The following is a 22160-nucleotide window of genomic DNA, read 5'->3' on the forward strand; positions in this document are numbered from 1 at the left end:
TGATGTTACTTCCTTGTAACACAGCGAAACAGCGACATCCATGTCGCTAGCACGATAGTAAATTCCGGATAATGATTTAGTTTGAAATGATGTATCTGTGGATGGTCCATCTTTTATGAATGTATAAGGCAAAAAACAATGAAAGTGATGCAACTTCTCCCAGAACTCAATAGCGGTGGCGTAGAACGCGGCACACTGGAAATTGCACGTGCACTGATTGCACAAGGTCATCAGTCTCTAGTTGTTTCAGATGGTGGAAGACTTGTGTCCCAGCTCGAAGCTGAAGGTTCTACTCACTTAACGCTACCTATTCATAAAAAATCATTGTCGAGCTTGTGGCAAATCCGTCCTTTACGCAAGCTGATTGAACAGCATCAACCCGATATTGTTCATGTGCGCTCACGTGTCCCAGCTTGGCTTACTCACTTTGCCTTAAGAAAAATACCTGCAAACAAACGCCCTCACCTCATTAGCACTGTACATGGTTTCTATTCAGTTAATCGTTATAGTGCGATTATGACTCAAGCTGAAAAAGTGATTGCCGTTTCTGACAGCGTGGTTAAATACATCACTGACCATTATAAAAACTGCCCACCGCAAGATATTGTGCGAATTTATCGAGGCATTGACCCAACTGCTTTTCCACATAATTACCAGCCATCAGCACAGTGGTTTAATCAAGTTTTTAATGACTTTCCTGAGCTTGAAAATAAGTTTTTACTTTGCTTACCTGGTCGTATTACACGCTTAAAAGGTCATGAAAGTTTAATTGAACTGATTCAACAACTTCAGTCGCAATATCCTCAGTTACATGCGGTTGTTGTTGGTGGTGCTGATGCCAAAAAGCAAGCCTACTTAAGTGAATTGCAAAAGACTATTCAAAGCAAAGGGCTCACAGATAAAATTACCTTCGTAGGCCATCGCTCAGATATTCGGGAATGGCTTGCTTTTAGCGATATAGTTCTCTCTCTATCCAACCAAGCAGAAACATTCGGTAGAACAGCCTTAGAAGCGCTTTCAGTCGGTACGCCAGTGATTGGCTGGAACCGTGGAGGTGTTGCCGAGATTTTAACGAATGTATATCCGCAAGGTCTTGTTGAGGCAGAGAATGAAAAAGCTTTAGTAGAGACTGTAAAAAATCATATTGAACAACCTCAAATCGTTGCCCCTGTTACCATGTTTAGTTTGAAAGACATGTGTGACCAAACACTGGATCTATATCAACGCGTCTTAAAATAACCCAATAAAAAAACCCGCGATTTTCGCGGGTTTTTTCGACTAAAAAACCTCTCTCTTATTTAAGAGATGCTTCATAAGCGGCAGCTTTTTCAGAGTCGTATTGTTTTTCCCATTTACTAATTACAAGTACAGCAAGCGCGTTACCAACAACGTTCAACGCAGTACGAGCCATATCCATAATACGGTCAACACCAGCAATAAATGCCAAGCCTTCTACAGGAATACCAACACTACCCAATGTCGCTAATAACACAACAAATGATACGCCAGGAACACCCGCAATACCTTTAGAAGTAATCATTAATGTTACAACCAAAATAACTTGTTGGCTGATTGACATTTCAATACCGTAAAGCTGTGCAATAAAGATTGCCGCGATACTTTGGTAAAGCGTAGAACCATCAAGGTTAAATGAATAACCAGTTGGAATCACAAAGCTGGAAATTGCTTTAGGCGCACCGTAAGCTTCCATTTTTTGCATAATACGCGGTAAAACTGTTTCCGAGCTTGCCGTTGAAAATGCCAAAATCAATTCATCTTTTAAAATCTTAAATAAGATAAAGATATTGATTCCAAACATTTTTGCAGTTAAACCAAGCACAACAAACGCAAAGAAGAAAATTGCGCCGTAAACTAATACAACTAATTTACCCAATGGAATGAGAGAAGCGAAACCGAAGTTTGCAACAGTTACCGCAATTAAACCGAACACACCCACTGGCGCATATTTCATGATGATGTGCGTTACGCGGAACATCGTTTCTGAAACTGCATGAAATACATTTAACAATGGGTCTTTAGTGGTTGCTGGTAAAGAAGATAAACCAATACCGAATAATACAGCAAAGAAAATCACAGGTAACATTTCGCCATGTGCCATTGAACTAATAATGTTCGTTGGGATGAGCGATAATATTGTTTGAATAAGACCATGTGACTGTGACTGAACTTCTTCAGTTGTATGTTTATATTGAGAAATATCTGTTTGAACTAGCTGAGACATATCAATGCCTGAACCAGGATGGAAGATATTTGCCGCAAACAAACCAACTAAAATAGCAATCGTCGTAATAATTTCAAAATAGAGAATGGTTTTAAAACCAAGTCGCCCTAAACTTTTCGTACTGCCAACACCTGCAATACCTAAAATCAAGGTAGAGAAAACGATTGGAATAACAATCATTTTAATCAGGCTAATAAATATCTTACCAAGAGGGGCAAGAACATTATTCACAATACTGTCTCTGATTTCAGGCTGGTTATGTAAAACAGCCCCGACAACTATCCCTAGGATTAAAGCAATTAAAATTTGCCAAGCAAGGCTAAATTTAAAATTCTTCATAAGACAATCCTTATGCACCGCAAAGTATCAAATATGAGAGGGAGAAGACCACTAACTAAGAGTCAAACCTCAATATGTACACTAATTCCCAAACAGAAATTTAAATGCACAAACAAATCACAACCCGCCGATCCGGCGAAGTAAAAAACAATGCCTGTTGACGATCCAACATGTCAACGATCGGCACATTCTATTGAGATTTATTAATTAAACAAGTCGAATTTATCTTTAAATAGATCAAAGCCTATGTTTATTCATTAATATTCTATAAAAACAAAAACTTAATAAAAAAAATTTTTATATTTTTTTTCATTGGAAATTGCTGAGATTTATACAAAAACACATGGATATTTATTGATTATTAAATAGATTTAAACATTAAGATTAGCTTAAAAATATTTATTTTATTTACACAGAATTAAATAAGGGATATAAAAATATCAACCCGAGTTCTGCGTCCTGCAAAACTCGGGTAAATGAGGTTGTGCTTTCAGGTTAATAGTTATTTTTATCGTTTCCGTTCCAACATCTGATCCGTGATGCTATTCCATATCAGCTTTGTGTATCCTTACGTGGGATTATCCATTCCCGGTTCCGTGTGCCGATGAATGTAGAATAAGGTTTTTATAACCCTCTGCCTATTCGCCCTAGACTCAAATCTTTGTACGATATTGCTTACATCATTTTTTATATTCTTTTTTATTTATAAGGCTGTGCAATTTTATCAGTCACTACTTTTTCTTCAGCTTCAGCCTTTGCAATTCCTTCTTGGATGGCTCTTTGCGCCTCTTCTTCATCATCTTGAGTTTGCTCCAGTTCCTCTTGTATATGCTCAAATATACGACCAGTCTGTAAAACCACATAGACAGGAAAATGATCAGATCCAATATGAGGCAAACGTTGCATCTTCACCAAACCGAAATCGGTACTATGAAAAATATGGTCTAAAGACCAGCGCAGCAATGGATAATCTGCATGAAAAGTATTAATGAAATGTCGCCCAACACGCGGATCAAGTAATCCACTAATTCGTTGAAATAAACGCGTAGTACGCGACCATGCTACATCGTTTAAATCTCCCATCACAATACAGCTTTCATCTAGATCTTTAATTTGATCACCAACAATTAAAAGCTCTGCATCGCGTAAAGTCGAATCCTTCGCCTCAGTCGGACTAGGTGGCTTAGGATGCAAACAATAGAGTTGAACAGGCATACCAGATCTCAAAGTAACAGTGGTATGTATAGAGGGAATTTCATCACTGAGAATAAATTTAACTTCAGTATTTGATAAAGGCAGTCGACTATATAAATGCATGCCGTATAGATTATCTAAAGGCACAGGAACACGATAAGGATAGTCACTTTCAATCTCCCTTAACGCATTTTCCCATGTCTTATCACTTTCTAGGGTAAGTAATAAATCAGGTTTTAATGCGCTGATCTGTTCAAGCAATAAATGATATTTATCATTTGGGGTTAGAACATTTGAAACGATTAATGAAATCTGCTTTTGTGGATCTAATTGAGACTGCTTTACCTGTTTAACCTGTTTTTTCCAAAACAAGGTATAAGGCAAAATCATTTTAAGCTGGTAGGCAATGGCAGCGATGAGCACAGCCAGCACTACTTCACGCCAGAGATTCCATTCGGTGGGCCAAAACAACATGCCTACAAAGGCTAACAGACCAACAAATAAAATCTGCAACCGAGGGAAGTCGGCACCACGAAACCACCACTCATCACGAGGAATAAGTGACCAGAAACTCAACCAAATCACCAGACTAGCTAGAACTTCGATATAAATCATTGAATTTTCTCTTTTAAGATGATTTGTTTTTTAAAGTTTTGTCATCTTTATCAATTTTGTATGTAACATAAACAAGATATTCTACTCAATAAAGATGGTGTTTTGTTTCTGTAACGCTTGCAGTTGTGGACACTTTTGATACACTCAACTCCCCCTAACAATTTTAACGCACCGAGGCAAAATGACATGAAAGTAGGTCTGGTCGGTTGGCGCGGGATGGTCGGTTCCGTCCTTATGCAACGTATGGTTGAAGAGAATGATCTTGCTCATATTGAGCCATTTTATTTCTCTACCAGTAATGCAGGTGGTGAAGCTCCTTCATTTGGTGGTAAGACTGCCCCAGCACTTATGGAAGCTACAGACATTAATAGTCTGAAGCAAATGGATGTCATTATTACCTGTCAAGGTGGTGACTATACGTCTGAGGTTTTCCCACAGTTAAAAGCGACTGGTTGGGATGGTTACTGGATTGACGCAGCTTCAACTTTACGTATGTCAGATGATGCAATCATCGTTCTTGACCCAGTAAACCTTAACGTCATCAAAGATGGTTTGGTTAACGGTACCAAAACTTTCGTAGGTGGTAACTGTACAGTATCACTTATGTTGATGGGTGTAGGTTCACTTTTCCAAAATAATTTGGTGGAGTGGATGACTGCTATGACTTATCAAGCAGCATCAGGCGCTGGCGCACAAAACATGCGTGAGCTACTAACTGGTATGGGCTATTTATACAACAATACTAAAACATTGTTGGATGATCCTAAATCTGCAATTTTGGATATTGATCGTCAAGTTGCCGAGTTACAACGTGGTGAAGGTTTCCCATCTGCAAACTTTGGTGTGCCATTAGCTGGTTCATTGATTCCTTATATTGATAAGCAACTTGAAAGCGGTCAGTCAAAAGAAGAGTGGAAAGGTCAAGTTGAAACCAACAAGATCTTGGGTAACTCACAAATTGTTCCTATCGACGGCCATTGTGTCCGTATTGGTGCGATGCGTTGCCATTCTCAAGCACTGACAATCAAGTTGAAAAAAGATGTACCACTTGATGAAATCGAAGATATGATTCGTACTTCAAGTCAATGGGCGAAAGTTGTACCAAACACTCGTGAAGCGTCTATGACTGACCTTACACCTGTTGCTGTAACTGGTACTTTAACTGTGCCTGTAGGTCGTCTACGTAAACTCAACATGGGTAAAGAATATCTAGGTGCATTTACAGTGGGTGACCAGTTACTTTGGGGTGCTGCTGAGCCTTTACGTCGTATGTTACGCATCTTAGTAGAATACAAAAGCTCATAATTTGATTTGAATTATTCAGTCAAAATAAAAAGCCGATCACATTAGATCGGCTTTTTCGTAACTGGTTTGTGAAAATTTTACAATTTATTTACATTTCATTATTGTATAATTTTGAACGACTTTACGACTTATTAGGTCATGGATTGAGATGACTGTTTATAACAAATTAAAAATTGCCATTTTCACCATTATGTCTTCGCCTTCTCTTTATGCGATTACATTAGACCCTATACAAATTCAGTCCGCACCTGGCGATTTGTTATATGCAGAAATGAATTTCCAAAAAGCTGACCCTAACGCAACTTTACAAGTCAGTTTAGCAACTCCTGAAGATTTAAGTACTCTAGGTGTGTCTCATCAGCCTCCAGGAAATCTTAATTTTTATACACGCCAAAACGGTCAAGGTTCAGGGGTTATTGTTATTACCTCATCTCGCCCTATTCTTGATCCTGAACTCAATATTGTGGTGAAAATTAGTGAAGGTTCTGCCACACGTTTGCAGCATATTAAAACTTTAATTAAGCCTTCTTCTATAAAAAAGACTGAAAATAACGAAACTACTTTATCACCTCAGTTTATTGTCAATGAAAAAGACATTGCTCTAAATCTGCCAGAAAGTACTCGATATGCATCACCAACTTCTGCCTTAACTACAAATAATTCGAATAATGAACATAGCCTTAATATTAGTTCTGGAACTGCTCCAGCTATAAATACAAATTCATCTAACACGCTTAGTGAAAACACTTCCACTCAGATTACTCAACAAGTTGCAACAGCTACTGCTCCTAATCAGACAGTAATAGAAAATCAAATTAAATCGACTCCTCCTAAGACAGATACAAATGATTCACCCAAAACTCCTATCAAGAATCTAATATCGCAAAAGAAATCACCATCTAAAAAGACTCTCAACCAAAATCCTGCGAAGAAACAATCGTTAAGTTCCTACAAAGGACCAGCATCATCAGGTAAATATGTGGTACAGCGAAATGAGTCTTTATGGAGCATTGCCAATCGTATTGCAGCAAAAACAAAACAACCTGTTGCGAAAGTCATGCATGATATTCAAACACAAAACCGACATGCTTTTATTCAAGGTGATGTAAACCGTTTACGTCAGGGAGTCGCCCTTAACCTAACTCACTCTCCTACTGCCAAACCTCAGCAAAACAAGTCAAAATCAGATATCGCACATACTGCAAAATCAACTTCTGGCAAAACCAAATACCGTTTACAACAAGCGGAAATGAGTATCGTGGCTGAAAACAGCCAAAATTCTAGCCATGGGAGTGCTAAAAAGAGCACACAACAAAGTCAAAACAATACTGAGTTAGCAGTAAAAGTTATGACAACAAGAGAAAAAACCGTTACATTACAAAGGAATGTAACCAAACTAAATCAAACTTTACGTTTAAAAGACCAACGTATTCAACTTTTGAATGCGCGTTTAGCAGAGTTACAACAGCAGTTACAAGCACAGCAACAGGCTCATAAGCAAAAACATTAAGTTAAAACCAGAGTTAGCTGACTTTAATATTGCAAATATTTATTTTTTTAAGGGGAAAGTAATGTTATATGTGATTCCGTTTATCATATTGCTCGTGGTCGCTGTTGTTTTAAAAAAGCGCGAGAATAATCAAAAACAAGAGGCCACTTCCCCGAAGACGGTAAATAGAAAAAGTAATAAAAAAGCGAATGCTAAATCGAATAAAAACTCGCGTGAAAAGAGTAAAGTAAATGTGGTTGAAGAAGCGGCTCCCGCTCTTCCACAAAGTAATCCTGTACCAGAAGTTTTACGTCAAACCATTCTACAGCTCATTCGAGAAAGACAATTCTCAGCCGCTGAAGCTCAAGTCAATCAAGCGCTGAAAAAAGATAATACCCAACATGAACTGTATTTATTACTTCTTGAGATTCATATTGCTCAAAAAGATGAATTTGCGATTCAGCAACTTGTTAGTCATATTCGCAGCTTGGCATTAAATGAAATAGCTACTCAAGCAGAAGCTAGAAAAAAAGAATATGAGTCATCAAGACAACCCGATGCTATTGATTTTCCTCAAGCTAAAACATATGAAGAACCCAAAGATACTCCAGACACAACTGCTCAGTTTGATCAGTTAACAACAAGTTCTCCTGAAACTTCTTTTGATGACTTGCAGAAAGACTATACACCTGTAAAACAAGAACCTACTGTTGAAGTTGAACCTTTAGAATTTAACTTTTCATTTGAACAAACTGCAGTTACAGAAAATACTAGCCAACCTGTACACGAACCAGAATTATCAACATCGCAAGAAGTACTAGATTTATCGTCATCTCAAGAAAAAAACGATCTAGCTGATTTAGAGTTTTCTTTTGACTTGGCACCTTTATATGAAACTAAGGAAAAAACTCAAGTAGTAGAAGTACCAGCAAATCAAGAGAATAACGCCAATACATTAGATTTTAATCTTGAATTAAATCCGCCAAATACAGAGTCGAAATCTAATGAACAAGTTCCACCATTAGATGGACTTAAATTAGTAGAACAAACTCCATTAGAAACGACACCAATCGCACCTCTAGAGTTCTCATTAGATGAGTCTGCGTTAGTTATAGCACCAGAGATTGAAACTCAAAATCATATAGATTTAGTAAGCAAAGAGTCTGTTCAAGATCAGATAAAAGATCCACTTCTTGAAGCCTTTCCAGAGTTAAAACAGTTAGATGAAAATGAACTCGATTTAAAACTGGCTGAGCAATATATCAAGTTAGGTGCTTACCCATCAGCCCAAGCCTTATTGGCAAGCAATGAGCAAAAATTCAACACAGAACAACAACAACGCGCGAAAAACTTACTTAATCTCATAGCTTCTTAGAACTGTTCGATTTACCATAAGCAGTCAGAGATGACTGCTTTTTTATGCCTGCAAAAAATATGAAAAAAATAGCCTTATTTTATATGGGTGGTACTTTTGGTTGCATTGGTGAACCTCTAGCTCCTATGCCTTATGAGCAATTCTTGCCTCAACTTGAAAAAGTGATTCCCCCACACTTAACAGTTGACTGCTTTGCCGCACCCAATATTGTTGATAGCAGTGCATGTACGGCACCTGACTGGTTACGCCTGATTCAACGCATACAACAACTACAACTTGAAGGTTACCAGCATTTCGTTGTTATTCATGGTACAGACACGCTCAGTTATGCGGCTGCAACCTTAGCTCGCTTTTTAGGCCAAAGCTGTCATATTGTGATTACCGGTAGCCAATATCCGTTACTTAATATTCAAGGTGATAATACCCGTGAATTTACGGATGCAATTGAAAACTTATATCTTGCATTAGAACAAGTGATTGTTCTACCTGTAGGAGCTTATCTCGCATTCCATCATCAAGTATTCCATGCGCAAACTGCATTAAAAACGCATACGACTGAACTCGATGCATTCTCAGGGTTAAGTAGTGAAGCTGAGTTTACACCTCAGCAAAATGAATTGATCGTACAAGATGCTCAAATTGAACGAGCTGCTTCCTTCCAGATTTTAAACTGGATGATGCAACCGATTGCAACACAGCACTTAGTACAGCAATTACGTCACTTACTTCCTGCCCCACCACACTTTTTAGTGTTACAAGGTTTTGGTACTGGCAATATTGCAGTAAACCAAGAATTACTCGCAACATTAGATGAGCTTTACACACGTGGCTGCGTTCCGATTCTTACGACTCAGGTGACATTCGGTGGTATTGATCAACGTTATGCGATTAGTGCCTGGGCTAAAACTGCAAAAATTGTCATTAGTGATGCACATAGTCATGCAGATCTTTATGCAAAAGCACTTCAAATCTATTTAAAATACCCAACCCCAGAACAATGGCTAAGCCATTGGAATGAAAATTTGCATTAAATAGAGGTAAAGCTATGCAACGTTATGCGGTCGGTATTGAATTTAGCGGAGTTCAATACCGAGGTTGGCAAACACAACAGCCAGGCGTTGCCAGCGTTCAAGAAACGATCGAGCGTGTACTGAGTAAAATTGCAGATGAGCCCATTGCACTTCACGGTGCGGGCCGTACTGATGCGGGAGTACACGCAACCAACATGGTGGCACATTTCGATACGAATGCCATTCGTCCAGAAACGGGGTGGTTAAGAGGGGCAAATAGCCAACTACCTAAAGATATTTCCATTCAGTGGATTAAACTGATGGATGAAAGTTTTCATGCCCGCTTTAAAGCGACTGCTCGACGTTACCGCTATATCATCTATAACGCACCTCATCGCCCAGCACTATTACACAAGCAAGTTACGCACATTTACCAAAAGCTAGATGTGCAAAAGATGATTGAAGCTGCCAGTAAATTTGAAGGAACGCATAACTTTGAAACTTTTCGCGCAGCAGCATGTCAGTCCAATAAGCCTGTACGACATGTAACGCATTGCCGTCTATTTGAACATGGTCGCTATTTGGTGTTAGATATTCAAGCAGACGGTTTTTTACACCATATGGTGCGTAATATTGTCGGTTGCTTACTCGAAATTGGTCAAGGTATGTATGAGATTGATCATATCGATGCAATGTTTGCAGCGCAGGATCGTAAGGCAGCTGGGGTAACTGCTCCACCCGATGGCCTTTATTTTATTCAGTGTAATTATCCTGAGCAGTTTGATTTGCCGCAGCCACCACTTGGGCCACATTGGCTAAACTTACCTGAGTAAGCTTAGCCAACTTTACATATACTTATCTAGCGATGCTGTTTACGCTTGCGGTATTCCACAGGTGTTTCATTCGTCCAACGCTTAAATGCACGATAGAACGTACTTGGTTCAGAGAAACCTGTTAAATACACAATACGTTCAACACTCTCATTGGTATTTGCTAGAAGCTTTTTAGCTAAACGACAACGATAGTCAGAAAGTATTTGCTGGAAGCTGGTATTTGCTTCACTTAACTGCGTCCGTAAACGACGCGGTGTAATATTCAACTGGGCAGCAACCGTCTCTAATGTTGTTTCTCCGCTTTCAAGCGTTGAACCAATCGCACGGCGAACTTCACCCACCAGATCATAACGAGCCAATTCCTGCAATTTTTCAATTGCGAGCTGCTCATGCAATTGTAATAACTCAGGCTCTGCCTGCCAAAGCTGGAAATCCAAAATAGCTGGGTCAAAATATAAACGTGTCTCTTTCTGACCTAAGCTAACCGGGCAGCCAAATACACGGAAATATTCATCCTCAGAAGCTCCTTCGCTAAAATTAAAATCGATGAAGATAGGATGAAATTGCCCTTCAGTAATGAACTTAAAAAATCTAAGCACGCCCGAAATTGCACATTCAGAGAAATGGCGATTAACGAGATTGTCAGCACCAATCTGTTCGCCATTGGTTAAATAACAACGACCATCTTCCACTACTAGTTTTGCATCAAATGCATCACTAATGAGACGTTGATAAGCTAAGGCTCGTTTTAAGCCTTCGCCAAAGGTTTCACTACTAATAAATAAATGTTCAATCACCTGCCCTCGATACAAAGGCAAATGTTCACCTAAATGCAGACCGATATCTGGATCTTTACTGACTTCCTGAGCGGCAGTCCAAAAGGCGTACTGTGCACTTAACGGTGTACGTGCATTGGTATCGACCTGATTTAAAGCAACTCCCGCTTTGGTTAATATTTCTTCTGTTGGCAAACCCGCACGACGAATCGCTTGATAGCCAAAGCGTAATACAACTGATGCATCTGTTAGCTGACCCACGCAGTGCCCTTCCATGTAGATACTTCATTGATATTTAGGGTTGTTGACCTTTATGCAATTAACAGTCCCTAATAACTATGATTTTAGATTAGCGTTGATTGACCAAACTGACAACAGAATTACACTTCTTTTGTGAAAAAAATTACATCTTTTTTTATTAGTCATACTTTAACCAGATGCTTTAGCAGAAGTGTGTCTATCTTGTTTTTTTTAAAAAAATTGACTATAATTTGCGCCTTTCCAATTTGATCATCAGGTAGGCTATGGCCAATAAAGAGGAACTCATTGAGTTCGAAGGCGTTGTCACCGAAACGCTTCCTAATACGATGTTCCGTGTACGTCTTGAAAACGGTCACGAAGTTATTGCACACATTTCTGGTAAAATGCGTAAACACTATATTCGTATTCTTACTGGTGACAGTGTAAAAGTCGAAATGACTCCATACGACTTAACTAAAGGTCGTATTACGTACCGTGCTCGCTAATTAGTGAATGCAAAAAAGCCACTTCATGATGTGGCTTTTTTATTGCGTCATTTATTCATTTAAGCGACTGGTTTTACATCCTACCGTTTGGCATTCACGCAATCTTTCTTGCAGCCAATGGTTTCTTTCTTGCGTTGTCTGTAAACGACATTGCACGTCTACACTATTTCTATTTGAATATCTGTACACTCTGCGTCACGTTGACGTATCCATGCAAGCTGAGACTTCTTAAGAATATTTTTCTGCGCTGTGTTTAACTTTACTCGCAGTGCTTGATAGTTCTTATTCAGATCTGCATCAGCACTCGCATAAATTTTATTTGTACAGTAAATATCATCATAAGTGTTTCGGGCACTATCACAGTTATCTGCATACACTGCAGTCATTCCGAAGCTGCATAAAAATGCAAAAAGTATTTTTTTAATCATGTTTTCCTTAAGTTTTTTACAAAATAATTATAAAGCCTTTTGAATATTAGTATGAATCCCTAAATAAACTTATTCTTTCTCCATTTATCTTGATCTTACTTTTTTTCTTTACAAGCTAGTCAATCTAACCTACCGTCCTATAACAATAAATATAATTTTATATAGTGAGAAAAATGAACATATATACCCGCTGCCAAATTGGCTTATTATCTTTCATCATTATTTGTCTTAATGGTTGTGCTAACCACCCACGTCAATCCGTAGATTTACAGGAATATTTAAAAGGCTTTTTAGGTAAATCCTCGGCGACCATTCAACAAGATATCAATCTACGTAGTCTTGGTTTTCAAGTCGCCGATACTCCGCAAAAAACATCCAATCAGCTCATCTATACGATTTTACGGCCATTAAACATTCCAATCCCGATGGTGACTAATGTCGACATGAGAGGTAATTCTGTCGCTATACAATCAGGTAATCTGGGTGGTAATTCTTACGATTTAAATTTCAACTGCAAAGTTATTTTTCAGCTGAAGAATGATATTGCTGAGTCTATTCAATATGAAGGTAAAGCATGCTAAAACATAGGCACAAAAAAACGCAGCATTGAGCTGCGTTTTTTGTAATAAGCTTTTAAGCAAGAGCAGCTACAACAGCCTCACCCATTTCAGCTGTACCTACTTTTGTCATGCCTTCAGACATAATATCTGCTGTACGCAAGCCTTGATCAAGTACTTGACCTACCGCATCTTCAATTGCTTTTGCAGCAGCTTCTTCACGGAAGGTATAACGAAGCATCATTGCAACAGAAAGAATAGTTGCTAATGGGTTAGCCACATTTTGACCCGCAATGTCAGGCGCAGAACCATGACAAGGCTCATACATACCTTTACCATTTTCATCTAACGATGCAGATGGCAACATACCGATTGAACCTGTAAGCATTGCTGCTTCATCAGATAAGATATCGCCAAATAAGTTACCCGTTACGATCACGTCAAACTGTTTAGGTGCACGTACAAGTTGCATTGCAGCATTGTCGACATACATATGTGAAAGCTGAATGTTTGAATAACTTGCTTGCTGTAAATCAGTAACTGTTTGCTTCCAAAGTTCTGTAACTTCTAAAACGTTGGCTTTATCGACCGAACAAACTTTACCACCACGTAAACCTGCAAGTTCAAAAGCCACTTTCGCAATGCGCTTAATTTCGCTTTCAGAGTAAACGTCAGTGTTATACCCTTGTTTTTCACCGTTTTCGAGTTCACGGATACCACGTGGCTGACCGAAATAGATACCGCCAGTCAATTCACGGACAATTAAAATATCTAAGCCAGCAACAATTTCAGGCTTTAAGCTAGAAGCATCTGCTAATTGGGGATATAAAATCGCTGGGCGCAAGTTAGCAAACAAGTTAAGTTCACTACGAATTTTTAAAAGACCACGTTCAGGACGAATAGAGCGCTCAATGGTGTCCCATTTTGGTCCACCAACGGCGCCTAATAAAATGGCATCAGCTTTTTTTGCTTGTTCACTTGTTACAGCTGGATATGGTTCACCATGTGCATCAATTGCCGCGCCGCCTAATAAGCCATGTTCCCAAGTTAATGATAAATTAAATTTTTCATTTACTGTATTTAATACTTTTTCTGCCGCCCCAACAATTTCAGGACCAATACCATCACCAGCTAAAATTAAAATCTGTTTAGACATGAACTTTTTCCATTTTCAAAGACAAGCAGCGTTATAACTACCGTGGGGTTAGTTTTTTCTGTTCGACGAATTCACCTAGCCCTGTTATCACATTAAATGGTCGACAGAAACGGCGAATAACACGCTCATCTTGTTCTAAGTCAACACACAACGGATCTGGTACAGAAACATTCAGCAAACTACCGGAACGGTTAGTTTTGTCTCGGTACATTTTAAATGTATAGCGATGGTTGGCATTAAACTGGTGAATAACATGGATTGTTTCGGCCCGATCTGGAGAAATCGGATAGAAACGGATCACCACTTCATATTGTTTAGCAGGCACAGATAAATATAAGCTGTTAGTTTGGCTAAGCACTGAACCTTGTAATCTCACAATCCCTTGATGAATTGCCTGATTACTAATTCTTCGTGTTTGTGCATCTACCACAGTAATATCATTTAGTCGTTCAAATTCACAACTCTTCGCGCCCGAACAATATATTGTTGCATTCTGCCCCAAATTTTCTTGTTCAGCCTGCTTAATACGGACAGTATCCACTACATTGTAAGTGCTTTGACAAGCACTGAGTGTTATTGCGCACAGGCTCAACAAAAAGCTATGAGTAACGTTCCTCTTCATTGTTCAAGCCCAATCCTCATCTAGTGCATAATTTTAAGGTGTTTTTATGCTTTAGCATGTTAGCAAGAGTTTGAACGCTACGCCATGGCTATGTTTAAAATGTACCAAAAGGTTAATTTAACTCTTGGAATATCCAAGGACGAACTTGTTTAGTTTTTTCTTCATAAGCGCGAATTGCGTCCGCATTTTGAAGCGTTAAACCAATATCATCCAAGCCATTTAACAAGCAGTGCTTACGAAATGGATCTACCTCGAATTTAAATGCTGCACCTGTTGGAGTACGTACTTCTTGAGCGGCTAAATCAATTGTTAATTGATATCCCTCATTAGCAGCACATTCTTTAAATAACTGCTCAACTGTCTCTTCTGGCAAAATGACAGGTAACATGCCGTTTTTAAAACAGTTATTGAAGAAAATATCAGCAAAGCTTGGTGCAATAACCGTACGGAATCCATATTCATTTAATGCCCAAGGTGCATGCTCACGGCTTGAACCACAACCAAAGTTAGTACGAGCAATTAAAACTGTTGCTCCTTGGTAACGTGGTTGGTTTAAAACGAAATCTGGATTTTTTGGACGTACTGAATTGTCTTGCCCAGGATAGCCTTCATCTAAATAACGAAGTTCATCAAATAAGTTGTCGCCAAAACCTGTACGTTTGATTGATTTCAAAAACTGTTTTGGAATAATTAAATCTGTATCAACATTGGCACGATCTAATGGTGCAACGATACCTTGTTCAACTGTATAAGCTTTCATGGTTTGCTCCAGACCGAATTAAAATGAACGAACATCAACAAAGTGACCAGCGATTGCAGCCGCTGCTGCCATTGCCGGGCTCACCAAGTGAGTGCGACCACCATTGCCTTGACGGCCTTCAAAGTTACGGTTTGATGTCGATGCACAGTGTTCACCTGGTTGTAACTTATCTGCATTCATTGCTAAACACATTGAACAACCCGGCTCACGCCATTCAAAGCCTGCTTCCAAGAAGATTTTATCTAAGCCTTCTTTTTCAGCTTGTTGTTTGACTAAACCAGAACCCGGAACAATCATGGCTTGCTTAATGGTAGACGCCACTTTACGGCCCTTAACCACCTCAGCCGCAGCACGGATGTCTTCAATACGAGAGTTCGTACAAGAACCAATAAAGACACGATCAAGCTGAATATCAGCTAATGCTTGACCCGCATTTAAACCCATATATTGATAAGCACGTGTCCAATCATTACGTTGAACGTCATCTTTCGCTTGTTCTAAAGTTGGTACAGCTTCAGTAACTGGAATAACCATTTCTGGTGAAGTTCCCCAAGATACTTGTGGTTCAATTTCTGCGCCATTTAACTCAACTACAGCATCAAACACAGCATCTTCATCTGAATGCAATGTGTTCCAGTAAGCAACTGCTTGTTCCCATTGCTCGCCTTTTGGTGCGTAGCTACGGCCTTTCACGTATTCAATAGTTTTGTCATCAACTGCAACCATACCGACACGAGCACCTGCTTCAATCGCCATGTTACATACCGTCATACGCCCTTCAATCGACATATCACGGAAAACTTGGCCACCGAATTCGATTGCATAGCCCGTACCACCAGCAGTACCAATTTTACCGATAATGGCTAACACAACATCTTTTGGTGTTACGCCTTTACCCAATACGCCATCTACACGAACTAACATGTTTTTAGATTTTTTCTGGATCAAACATTGTGTTGCTAACACATGTTCAACTTCAGATGTTCCAATACCATGCGCCAAGCAACCAAAAGCACCGTGAGTCGCTGTATGTGAATCGCCACATACGACCGTCATGCCCGGTAAAGTTAAGCCCTGTTCAGGCCCAACTACATGCACAATCCCCTGACGAATATCATTAATACTAAACTCAACAATATTAAAGGCTTTACAGTTGTCATCTAAGGTTTGAACTTGAATACGAGATGTATCATCTTCAATACCTGCGATGCCTTGGTCACGTTCCTTTTTAGACGTTGGAACATTGTGGTCTGGTGTAGCAACGTTTGCACTTAAACGCCATGGTTGACGATCCGCAAGTTGCAACCCTTCAAATGCTTGTGGACTAGTCACTTCATGCAATAAATGACGGTCAATGTATAGTAAACATGAGCCATCATCACGCTGTGAAACAACGTGGTCATCCCACAATTTGTCATATAAAGTTTTGCCTGCCATGTCGTCTTGCTCCATTGGACTGGGTAATTCTGATCTTTCTTCGATTATAGCCAGAGTTTCACATAAATCTAATTTATCATTTTTATAAATTAGAAAACTTTTTGGAATAAATTATAATTTCCATAAGGCACATCAAATTTAATAAATCGTTTTTGTTAATGATTATCATTTGCATAATCAATTTTTAATCTTATACTCTAATGCCTATACTAAAAATATCTAAAGTGGCTAAAGAGAATGATCATGGCTAATATCCAAAAATTCGTTATAAATAATCAACGTACCTTAAAGAAAACCTTAAGCTATTACATTATGCATATTACTGTCGCAATGCTAGTCGCATACTTTGTAACAGGTAATATCTGGATGGCTTTAACATTAAGTATGCTTGAACCAACCGTACAAGCTTTTGCTTTTTTCTTCCATGAAAAAGTTTGGGCTGCTAAAGATCGCCGCGTATCAGCCTTAGCTGAAAAAGAAACAACGGCTTAGGCTAAGATTAGTGCGGTAATTCACAACTTTCTCACTCGTTTTGCTGCAAGCATGATACGATTTTGGCTCGGCAACTTTAGCCCCTCGATTTTTCTATTCCAAGTTGAGTTGTATTATGAATCTTGCAGCCTTTGAAGCTTTTGTAAAAGTTATGGAAACAGGGTCTATCTCTGTGGCAGCAGATCAGTTATTTATTACTCAACCTGCTGTTACCAAAAGAATTCACAGCTTAGAAGAATATTTTGGCGTAAAACTATTCGAATCTGCAGGTCGAGGTGTTCAGGCAACTCATGCTGCACATTCCTTACTTCCTAAAGTTAAAAACTGGTTAAATGAGCTAGGTGATATTCACCATACGCTGAGCCATGAACAAACTCAGGTACAAGGCCGCTTAAAAATCGGTACGAGTCACCATATTGGTTTACATCATTTACCCGCACCACTTAAGCATTTTGTTCAGCAATTTCCTCAAGTTACCCTAGATGTGCATTTTGTTGACTCAGAGCAAGCCCATGAACAAGTATTGGCTGGTGATTTAGAACTAGCATTTTTAACGCTTCCTCCTTCAGGAGATGAGCGTCTTAACTACATTACTATTTGGAATGATCCTTTAGTTTTTGTTGCTGCCCCTTTTCATCCGTTGGCGCAAAAAAAGAATCTCACCTTACAAGATTTAATTGAATATCCAAGCTTATTACCTGCTGCACAAACTTATACTGCTCAAATCACTTTAGCTGAGTTTGAAAAACAAGGACTTAAACCAAAAATCACCATGAGTAATAACCCTCTTGAGTCTATTCGTATGTTGGTGTCAATTGGTTTAGGTTGGTCAGTTTTACCAAAAACTCTGTTGAATCAGGATATGCAGCAGCTTGATTTAAATGTTGAGATGAATCGTCAATTAGGTATGGTTTGGCATCCTGCACGTACTCAATCTAGAGCCATGCAGGAGTTAATTAAAATGATGCAGGATGCATAAAAGACTCTCATTTAAGCATCTACTCTAATTTAATTTATCCAAGCTTTAAGAGGCTTCGAATTTGTTGCACCATTTGGTTTTCATCAAGCATATGATGTGGAATCGTCATCGTTAATAGCTGATCTGATCGAAAATGGCGGTCTACTTCAAGCATAACGTGAGTTTGATTAGATTCAGCAACAAAAGATACCTCAACTTCATTAAATCCGCTAAACATATGTGAAGAGACAAATTCAAGCTCTTGGTAACAACCAATCGTTGATCTAAAATTTCGCGCAGTCAGCTGCCCTTTTTCTACATCTACTGTCGATAGAACGAAGCCACATCGCTGCATAGCCTGTAGAAACATTTGCATGGCTAGAGTTGGCAGAACCTTTAGATAATCACGATCAGTCGCATCTAGTCCCCAATCAACATCCATATGGGTTTGAATCCAAACCCGTGCACCATTTCGTCGACAAGCAACCTCTGTAATCGGTGTCTCAAATGGTAGTTGAATACTAAAAGGGAAAGAATGCGCTTGATGGGCTGGCAAGAGGAATCGAGAGTTCACTAACCACTCTTGTAAAACTAAAGGTTGGTTAAACTCATGATCACCAGATTCGACTTCTGCCATCGTCACCAATTGCAAATAAAGACCATTAATCTCTTTATCAGACGATCCACCTTTAAAGCTAATTTCCCCATGCAATGTGCTACCTGCTTGCAAGCTTGGGTTCTGCAAAACAGTTTCTACCGTCACACCTTGAAGACCCAAACCAGACATAATTTTACTAAACATTTTTTCTCTAACCTTTCGAATTATTTCCTGTCATCTGTAGCAGCATGCTTATTATTAAAGTGCATCATCTCCAGCGAGCTGAATCTTACCATCTGCAACTTCATTCATAAATTGGTCATAGTCATTTAGATTACGTTCTGCATATTCTTCTGCATACGTTTGTAATACTTCTACTATCGTATTACCTTCGCCAAGATATCCCATAAGTACATCTGCATTTCCAGATTTAGCGTGGGCATGAGCCAAGGCTAAACCACAACTTTCGGCATACTCATAGAAATACTCATCATCCATGTCACTAAGATCAACCGAAATTTTCATATCGCGTAACTGACGTACATGAAAATGTTGAGTCGATATTGAAGAGAACCCAAGAAATATATCACTTGCGGCCTGCATAAGCTGCTGACCATGCACTACGCGCTCACCTTCATGATTTACCTTGTCTACAAATAAGGGGCTGAGAATTGATGGATTCGCTTCTTTCATTTGTAAAATTAAGGGTTCCCGATCTGCATCCTGAAATAATGCAATCGCTGATCGAGTACCAACACTTCCGACACCCACCACTTTCAAAGCTACATCTGTACGTTGATAACGATCAAAAAGTACTTGGCGATCGTATTTCAAAGAATCACGGTATTGTTGAAAGAATACATCAACATCTTTAGCAAATGGCTCATTTGCACTTGGATGCCATAATAACGGCGCATCATCCACAAAATGACGAAATCCTGTATCTTGATCTTGCTGCGTAAGCTTCGGCAAAACAGAGTACGCCGTTCTTTTCTGTGCTGAATCAAGATGCTTCTCGCGTTTCTTTCTTAGTTTTCGACACTCAGTATTTTCTAATAATGTACTGGCATCAACTTTTTCATACCAAACTTGGAGTGGTGAAAGTTCTGTAATTTCTAATAAGTGCTGACGATAACTATTCAGCATTATTTTAATTGCTTTTAACCCGACTTTCTTTGCAAGATGAATATCACGCGCCGCGATCACAAAACTGGTTGCTAAACGCTTTACATCCCATTCAAACGGGGCAACTAAAGTTTCGTCAAAATCATTAATTCCAAATAACAGGTTACGTTCTGGACTTGCAAAACCACCAAAATTACTTAAATGACAATCACCACAAATCTGTTGAAATAAGCCTGAATTTACCTGTTCCCACGCTTGGTCAAATAGCATCAAAGAAGGCATGCCACGATAAAATGTAAATGGAGAAACACTCATCCGTTTTGCACGAATCGGTTTGAGCTTTTCTAAACGTCCTTGGTTACTCCAATCATAGATCGTTAAGGCAGTTGTACCTTTTGGTCGTTCAGAAAGCTTTGATAGCTGTTCACGCGGTACTTTTTTACGTTGAGACTTACCTAATTTGAAACCTTCGCTTTTATTAAGTAATTTCCCCTGATAGCTATGACGTGTTAAATCAATACTTTCATCATTCCAAAGTTGTTTTGGTAATTTAATTGGTGTTGTTTTTGACATTATGCCCTCATTTTTAAATTAAAGTTTTTATATTCTGAATATCTTTAGCCAGATAAAATTTATTTTCTATTAGACATACCCATGTCTTTTTGGAGCTAAGATTTATAAGGAATATTAAAAATATGATTTTAAATATCTTTAAGAGTTGGAAGACCTCAAAACTTTTTAAACTGTTCTTCCAACTCCATAATCTTAAATCGACCAGTCCTGAATGTCCCAATTGTGTTCTTGAGCCAGCTTTTCAAGACGATCGTCAGGGTTTACTGCAATCGCATGAGTTGCATATTCAAGTAAAAAACGGTCATTAATTGAATCGGAATATGCCCAAGACTCAGACACGTTACGGCCTTCCAACCATGCATCTAGACGTGCAAGTTTGCCCTTTTGATAACACGCTAAACCAGCAACTTTACCCGTATATTTTCCATCAGCCACTTCAGCATTGGTTGCTAAAATTTCGGTAATCCCAAATTCACGGAAAATCGGCGCAGTAATAAAATCACTTGTTGCCGTAATACCCACGATAGTATGGCCTAAATCTTGATGTTTTTTGATTGCATCAAAACCTTTTGGACGCATTTGCGGACGAATGACTTTTTGCATGAACAATTGGTGAAGCTCAGTTAAGTAGTCATTGCCATGTTGAGTTAAAAATCCGAAAACAAATTCATTATAAGCATATGGGTCAAGTTGCCCTGCTTTGTAATCTTCATAAAATTTATCATTCATCTGACGATGATGAACCGGATCAACCAAACCTTCATTGACTAAAAATTCACCCCAAGAATGGTCTGAATCGGTATTTAACAAGGTATGGTCTAAATCAAACAACGCCAGTTTCATGAAAATTCTCGTTTAAACTGAAATTTAAGAAAAAAAATGTAAATCTATCTCCGCTAGTCGATAGAAATTCGTTAAGATCGTAGCAATTTAAACATTTTACTTTGATCTTTTCGAGCTGGACATAAAAAAGTGTTTGTCCCCGCGATTAAAGTCAACGATATAGACAATATTTAGGTAGCCAAATGATCGATTCAGAAGGTTTCCGACCGAATGTCGGGATCATTTTGGCAAACGATGATGGACAGGTTTTATGGGCAAAGCGCATTGGTCACAATGCTTGGCAATTTCCACAAGGAGGCATCCAGTTTGGAGAAACCCCTGAACAGGCACTTTTTCGAGAACTGAGAGAAGAAATCGGCTTATTGCCCGAACATGTCCAGATTATTGCGCAAACCAAAGGATGGCTGCGTTATCGTTTGCCACATCGGTACATTCGGTCAGACTCTGACCCCGTATGTATCGGACAGAAACAAAAATGGTTTTTACTGAAATTAACTGCGCCTGCAAAAAATATTCAGTTAAACCTTTCCGACCCGCCCGAATTCGATGAATGGCAGTGGGTTAGCTATTGGTATCCTCTTGGACAAGTGGTGAACTTCAAGCGTGATGTTTATCGTAAAGCCATGGTGGAGTTGTGTACACAGTTGCCGATGCAACAATTACCCTAAAAATCATTTATCTAGCAAA

At 38.9% G+C, this 22160-nt stretch carries 21 protein-coding genes and 1 pseudogene; 11 read left to right on the forward strand and 11 right to left on the reverse strand.

Features of this window, described 5'->3' with window-relative positions; translation table 11 throughout:
• Window positions 1-138 precede the first annotated feature (138 nt).
• Window positions 139-1239, forward strand: coding sequence for a glycosyltransferase family 4 protein (locus RFW85_RS11520; protein WP_170247615.1), 1101 nt, complete (start codon window positions 139-141; stop codon window positions 1237-1239).
• A gap of 55 nt (window positions 1240-1294) precedes the next feature.
• Here RFW85_RS11520 and gltP read toward each other — a convergent pair whose 3' ends face one another.
• Both gltP and RFW85_RS11530 read right to left on the reverse strand, forming a co-directional pair.
• Window positions 1295-2581 (reverse strand): glutamate/aspartate:proton symporter GltP, encoded by a 1287-nt coding sequence (gltP, locus tag RFW85_RS11525; RefSeq protein ID WP_086265061.1) that lies wholly within the window; start codon window positions 2579-2581, stop codon window positions 1295-1297.
• 699 nt (window positions 2582-3280) lie between these two features.
• A complete protein-coding gene (locus RFW85_RS11530; RefSeq protein ID WP_170247614.1) occupies window positions 3281-4390 on the reverse strand; it encodes an endonuclease/exonuclease/phosphatase family protein in 1110 nt (369 codons plus the stop codon).
• Between the two features lie 186 nt (window positions 4391-4576).
• Between RFW85_RS11530 and asd the strand changes: the two genes are divergently transcribed.
• The 5 genes from asd (at window position 4577) to truA (ending at window position 10402) form a co-directional block, all read left to right on the forward strand.
• Window positions 4577-5695: an aspartate-semialdehyde dehydrogenase gene (asd, locus tag RFW85_RS11535; RefSeq protein ID WP_170247613.1), complete on the forward strand. Its 1119-nt coding sequence runs from the start codon at window positions 4577-4579 to the stop codon at window positions 5693-5695.
• A 148-nt stretch (window positions 5696-5843) separates the two neighbouring features.
• Window positions 5844-7205 carry a FimV family protein gene (locus RFW85_RS11540; RefSeq protein WP_170247612.1) on the forward strand — a complete coding sequence of 454 codons (1362 nt, stop codon included), beginning with the start codon at window positions 5844-5846 and terminating at the stop codon, window positions 7203-7205.
• A 61-nt stretch (window positions 7206-7266) separates the two neighbouring features.
• On the forward strand, window positions 7267-8559 hold the full coding sequence (locus tag RFW85_RS11545) for a hypothetical protein (protein WP_171545188.1): 1293 nt from the start codon (window positions 7267-7269) through the stop codon (window positions 8557-8559).
• A 59-nt stretch (window positions 8560-8618) separates the two neighbouring features.
• Window positions 8619-9590 (forward strand): asparaginase, encoded by a 972-nt coding sequence (locus RFW85_RS11550; protein ID WP_170247611.1) that lies wholly within the window; start codon window positions 8619-8621, stop codon window positions 9588-9590.
• 14 nt (window positions 9591-9604) lie between these two features.
• On the forward strand, window positions 9605-10402 hold the full coding sequence (gene truA, locus RFW85_RS11555; protein ID WP_170247610.1) for a tRNA pseudouridine(38-40) synthase TruA: 798 nt from the start codon (window positions 9605-9607) through the stop codon (window positions 10400-10402).
• A gap of 26 nt (window positions 10403-10428) precedes the next feature.
• Here truA and RFW85_RS11560 read toward each other — a convergent pair whose 3' ends face one another.
• Complete coding sequence (locus tag RFW85_RS11560) at window positions 10429-11439, reverse strand: AraC family transcriptional regulator (RefSeq protein WP_170247700.1); 1011 nt, start codon at window positions 11437-11439, stop codon at window positions 10429-10431.
• Between the two features lie 263 nt (window positions 11440-11702).
• On the opposite strand from RFW85_RS11560, the gene infA reads away from it, so the two are divergent.
• Window positions 11703-11924, forward strand: coding sequence for a translation initiation factor IF-1 (gene infA / locus RFW85_RS11565; RefSeq protein WP_001284370.1), 222 nt, complete (start codon window positions 11703-11705; stop codon window positions 11922-11924).
• Window positions 11925-11975: 51 nt separating this feature from the next.
• On the opposite strand, the pseudogene RFW85_RS11570 reads toward infA, so the two are convergent.
• Window positions 11976-12352: pseudogene (locus RFW85_RS11570) on the reverse strand (lysozyme inhibitor LprI family protein).
• Window positions 12353-12525: 173 nt separating this feature from the next.
• Here RFW85_RS11570 and RFW85_RS11575 point away from each other — a divergent pair.
• Window positions 12526-12933 (forward strand): hypothetical protein, encoded by a 408-nt coding sequence (locus RFW85_RS11575; RefSeq protein ID WP_170247609.1) that lies wholly within the window; start codon window positions 12526-12528, stop codon window positions 12931-12933.
• A 52-nt stretch (window positions 12934-12985) separates the two neighbouring features.
• Here the strand turns inward: RFW85_RS11575 and leuB are convergent, their stop codons facing one another.
• From leuB to leuC, 4 genes are all read right to left on the reverse strand, one after another.
• Entirely contained in the window at window positions 12986-14065 is a 1080-nt protein-coding gene (gene leuB / locus RFW85_RS11580) for a 3-isopropylmalate dehydrogenase (RefSeq protein WP_151964032.1), read from the reverse strand.
• A gap of 37 nt (window positions 14066-14102) precedes the next feature.
• Window positions 14103-14687, reverse strand: a complete 585-nt coding sequence (locus RFW85_RS11585; RefSeq protein ID WP_046811456.1) for a hypothetical protein — start codon at window positions 14685-14687, stop codon at window positions 14103-14105.
• 112 nt (window positions 14688-14799) lie between these two features.
• Window positions 14800-15447 (reverse strand): 3-isopropylmalate dehydratase small subunit, encoded by a 648-nt coding sequence (gene leuD, locus RFW85_RS11590; RefSeq protein ID WP_170247608.1) that lies wholly within the window; start codon window positions 15445-15447, stop codon window positions 14800-14802.
• 18 nt (window positions 15448-15465) lie between these two features.
• Window positions 15466-16884 (reverse strand): 3-isopropylmalate dehydratase large subunit, encoded by a 1419-nt coding sequence (leuC, locus tag RFW85_RS11595; RefSeq protein ID WP_002115007.1) that lies wholly within the window; start codon window positions 16882-16884, stop codon window positions 15466-15468.
• Between the two features lie 237 nt (window positions 16885-17121).
• Here leuC and RFW85_RS11600 point away from each other — a divergent pair, with 237 nt between their 5' ends.
• Window positions 17122-17376, forward strand: coding sequence for a DUF2061 domain-containing protein (locus RFW85_RS11600; RefSeq protein WP_017482004.1), 255 nt, complete (start codon window positions 17122-17124; stop codon window positions 17374-17376).
• Window positions 17377-17491: 115 nt separating this feature from the next.
• Window positions 17492-18355 (forward strand): LysR family transcriptional regulator, encoded by an 864-nt coding sequence (locus tag RFW85_RS11605; RefSeq protein WP_017482003.1) that lies wholly within the window; start codon window positions 17492-17494, stop codon window positions 18353-18355.
• A 34-nt stretch (window positions 18356-18389) separates the two neighbouring features.
• Here the strand turns inward: RFW85_RS11605 and RFW85_RS11610 are convergent, their stop codons facing one another.
• From RFW85_RS11610 to RFW85_RS11620, 3 genes are all read right to left on the reverse strand, one after another.
• Window positions 18390-19136 (reverse strand): sporulation protein, encoded by a 747-nt coding sequence (locus RFW85_RS11610; RefSeq protein ID WP_170247607.1) that lies wholly within the window; start codon window positions 19134-19136, stop codon window positions 18390-18392.
• Window positions 19137-19190: 54 nt separating this feature from the next.
• Complete coding sequence (locus RFW85_RS11615) at window positions 19191-20630, reverse strand: DUF2252 domain-containing protein (protein WP_170247606.1); 1440 nt, start codon at window positions 20628-20630, stop codon at window positions 19191-19193.
• A gap of 192 nt (window positions 20631-20822) precedes the next feature.
• Window positions 20823-21473, reverse strand: coding sequence for an HAD family phosphatase (locus tag RFW85_RS11620; protein WP_170247605.1), 651 nt, complete (start codon window positions 21471-21473; stop codon window positions 20823-20825).
• A 182-nt stretch (window positions 21474-21655) separates the two neighbouring features.
• Between RFW85_RS11620 and RFW85_RS11625 the strand changes: the two genes are divergently transcribed.
• Window positions 21656-22141 (forward strand): RNA pyrophosphohydrolase, encoded by a 486-nt coding sequence (locus RFW85_RS11625; RefSeq protein ID WP_000567255.1) that lies wholly within the window; start codon window positions 21656-21658, stop codon window positions 22139-22141.
• Window positions 22142-22160 lie beyond the last annotated feature (19 nt).

The organism is Acinetobacter sp. 12966 (assembly GCF_031196995.1).
Taxonomy (GTDB): domain Bacteria; phylum Pseudomonadota; class Gammaproteobacteria; order Pseudomonadales; family Moraxellaceae; genus Acinetobacter; species Acinetobacter geminorum.

What these genes read in the sequence shown, in the direction of transcription:
- leuD (WP_170247608.1), bottom strand. Translation starts at nt 15,447, where the DNA reads ATGAAAGCTTATACAGTTGAACAAGGTATCGTTGCACCATTAGATCGT.
- RFW85_RS11605 (WP_017482003.1), top strand. Translation starts at nt 17,492, where the DNA reads ATGAATCTTGCAGCCTTTGAAGCTTTTGTAAAAGTTATGGAAACAGGG.
- RFW85_RS11520 (WP_170247615.1), top strand. Translation starts at nt 139, where the DNA reads ATGAAAGTGATGCAACTTCTCCCAGAACTCAATAGCGGTGGCGTAGAA.
- RFW85_RS11610 (WP_170247607.1), bottom strand. Translation starts at nt 19,136, where the DNA reads ATGTTTAGTAAAATTATGTCTGGTTTGGGTCTTCAAGGTGTGACGGTA.
- RFW85_RS11600 (WP_017482004.1), top strand. Translation starts at nt 17,122, where the DNA reads ATGATCATGGCTAATATCCAAAAATTCGTTATAAATAATCAACGTACC.
- truA (WP_170247610.1), top strand. Translation starts at nt 9,605, where the DNA reads ATGCAACGTTATGCGGTCGGTATTGAATTTAGCGGAGTTCAATACCGA.
- RFW85_RS11575 (WP_170247609.1), top strand. Translation starts at nt 12,526, where the DNA reads ATGAACATATATACCCGCTGCCAAATTGGCTTATTATCTTTCATCATT.
- asd (WP_170247613.1), top strand. Translation starts at nt 4,577, where the DNA reads ATGAAAGTAGGTCTGGTCGGTTGGCGCGGGATGGTCGGTTCCGTCCTT.
- RFW85_RS11540 (WP_170247612.1), top strand. Translation starts at nt 5,844, where the DNA reads ATGACTGTTTATAACAAATTAAAAATTGCCATTTTCACCATTATGTCT.
- RFW85_RS11550 (WP_170247611.1), top strand. Translation starts at nt 8,619, where the DNA reads ATGAAAAAAATAGCCTTATTTTATATGGGTGGTACTTTTGGTTGCATT.
- infA (WP_001284370.1), top strand. Translation starts at nt 11,703, where the DNA reads ATGGCCAATAAAGAGGAACTCATTGAGTTCGAAGGCGTTGTCACCGAA.
- RFW85_RS11545 (WP_171545188.1), top strand. Translation starts at nt 7,267, where the DNA reads ATGTTATATGTGATTCCGTTTATCATATTGCTCGTGGTCGCTGTTGTT.
- leuC (WP_002115007.1), bottom strand. Translation starts at nt 16,884, where the DNA reads ATGGCAGGCAAAACTTTATATGACAAATTGTGGGATGACCACGTTGTT.
- RFW85_RS11615 (WP_170247606.1), bottom strand. Translation starts at nt 20,630, where the DNA reads ATGTCAAAAACAACACCAATTAAATTACCAAAACAACTTTGGAATGAT.
- leuB (WP_151964032.1), bottom strand. Translation starts at nt 14,065, where the DNA reads ATGTCTAAACAGATTTTAATTTTAGCTGGTGATGGTATTGGTCCTGAA.
- gltP (WP_086265061.1), bottom strand. Translation starts at nt 2,581, where the DNA reads ATGAAGAATTTTAAATTTAGCCTTGCTTGGCAAATTTTAATTGCTTTA.
- RFW85_RS11620 (WP_170247605.1), bottom strand. Translation starts at nt 21,473, where the DNA reads ATGAAACTGGCGTTGTTTGATTTAGACCATACCTTGTTAAATACCGAT.
- RFW85_RS11625 (WP_000567255.1), top strand. Translation starts at nt 21,656, where the DNA reads ATGATCGATTCAGAAGGTTTCCGACCGAATGTCGGGATCATTTTGGCA.
- RFW85_RS11530 (WP_170247614.1), bottom strand. Translation starts at nt 4,390, where the DNA reads ATGATTTATATCGAAGTTCTAGCTAGTCTGGTGATTTGGTTGAGTTTC.
- RFW85_RS11585 (WP_046811456.1), bottom strand. Translation starts at nt 14,687, where the DNA reads ATGAAGAGGAACGTTACTCATAGCTTTTTGTTGAGCCTGTGCGCAATA.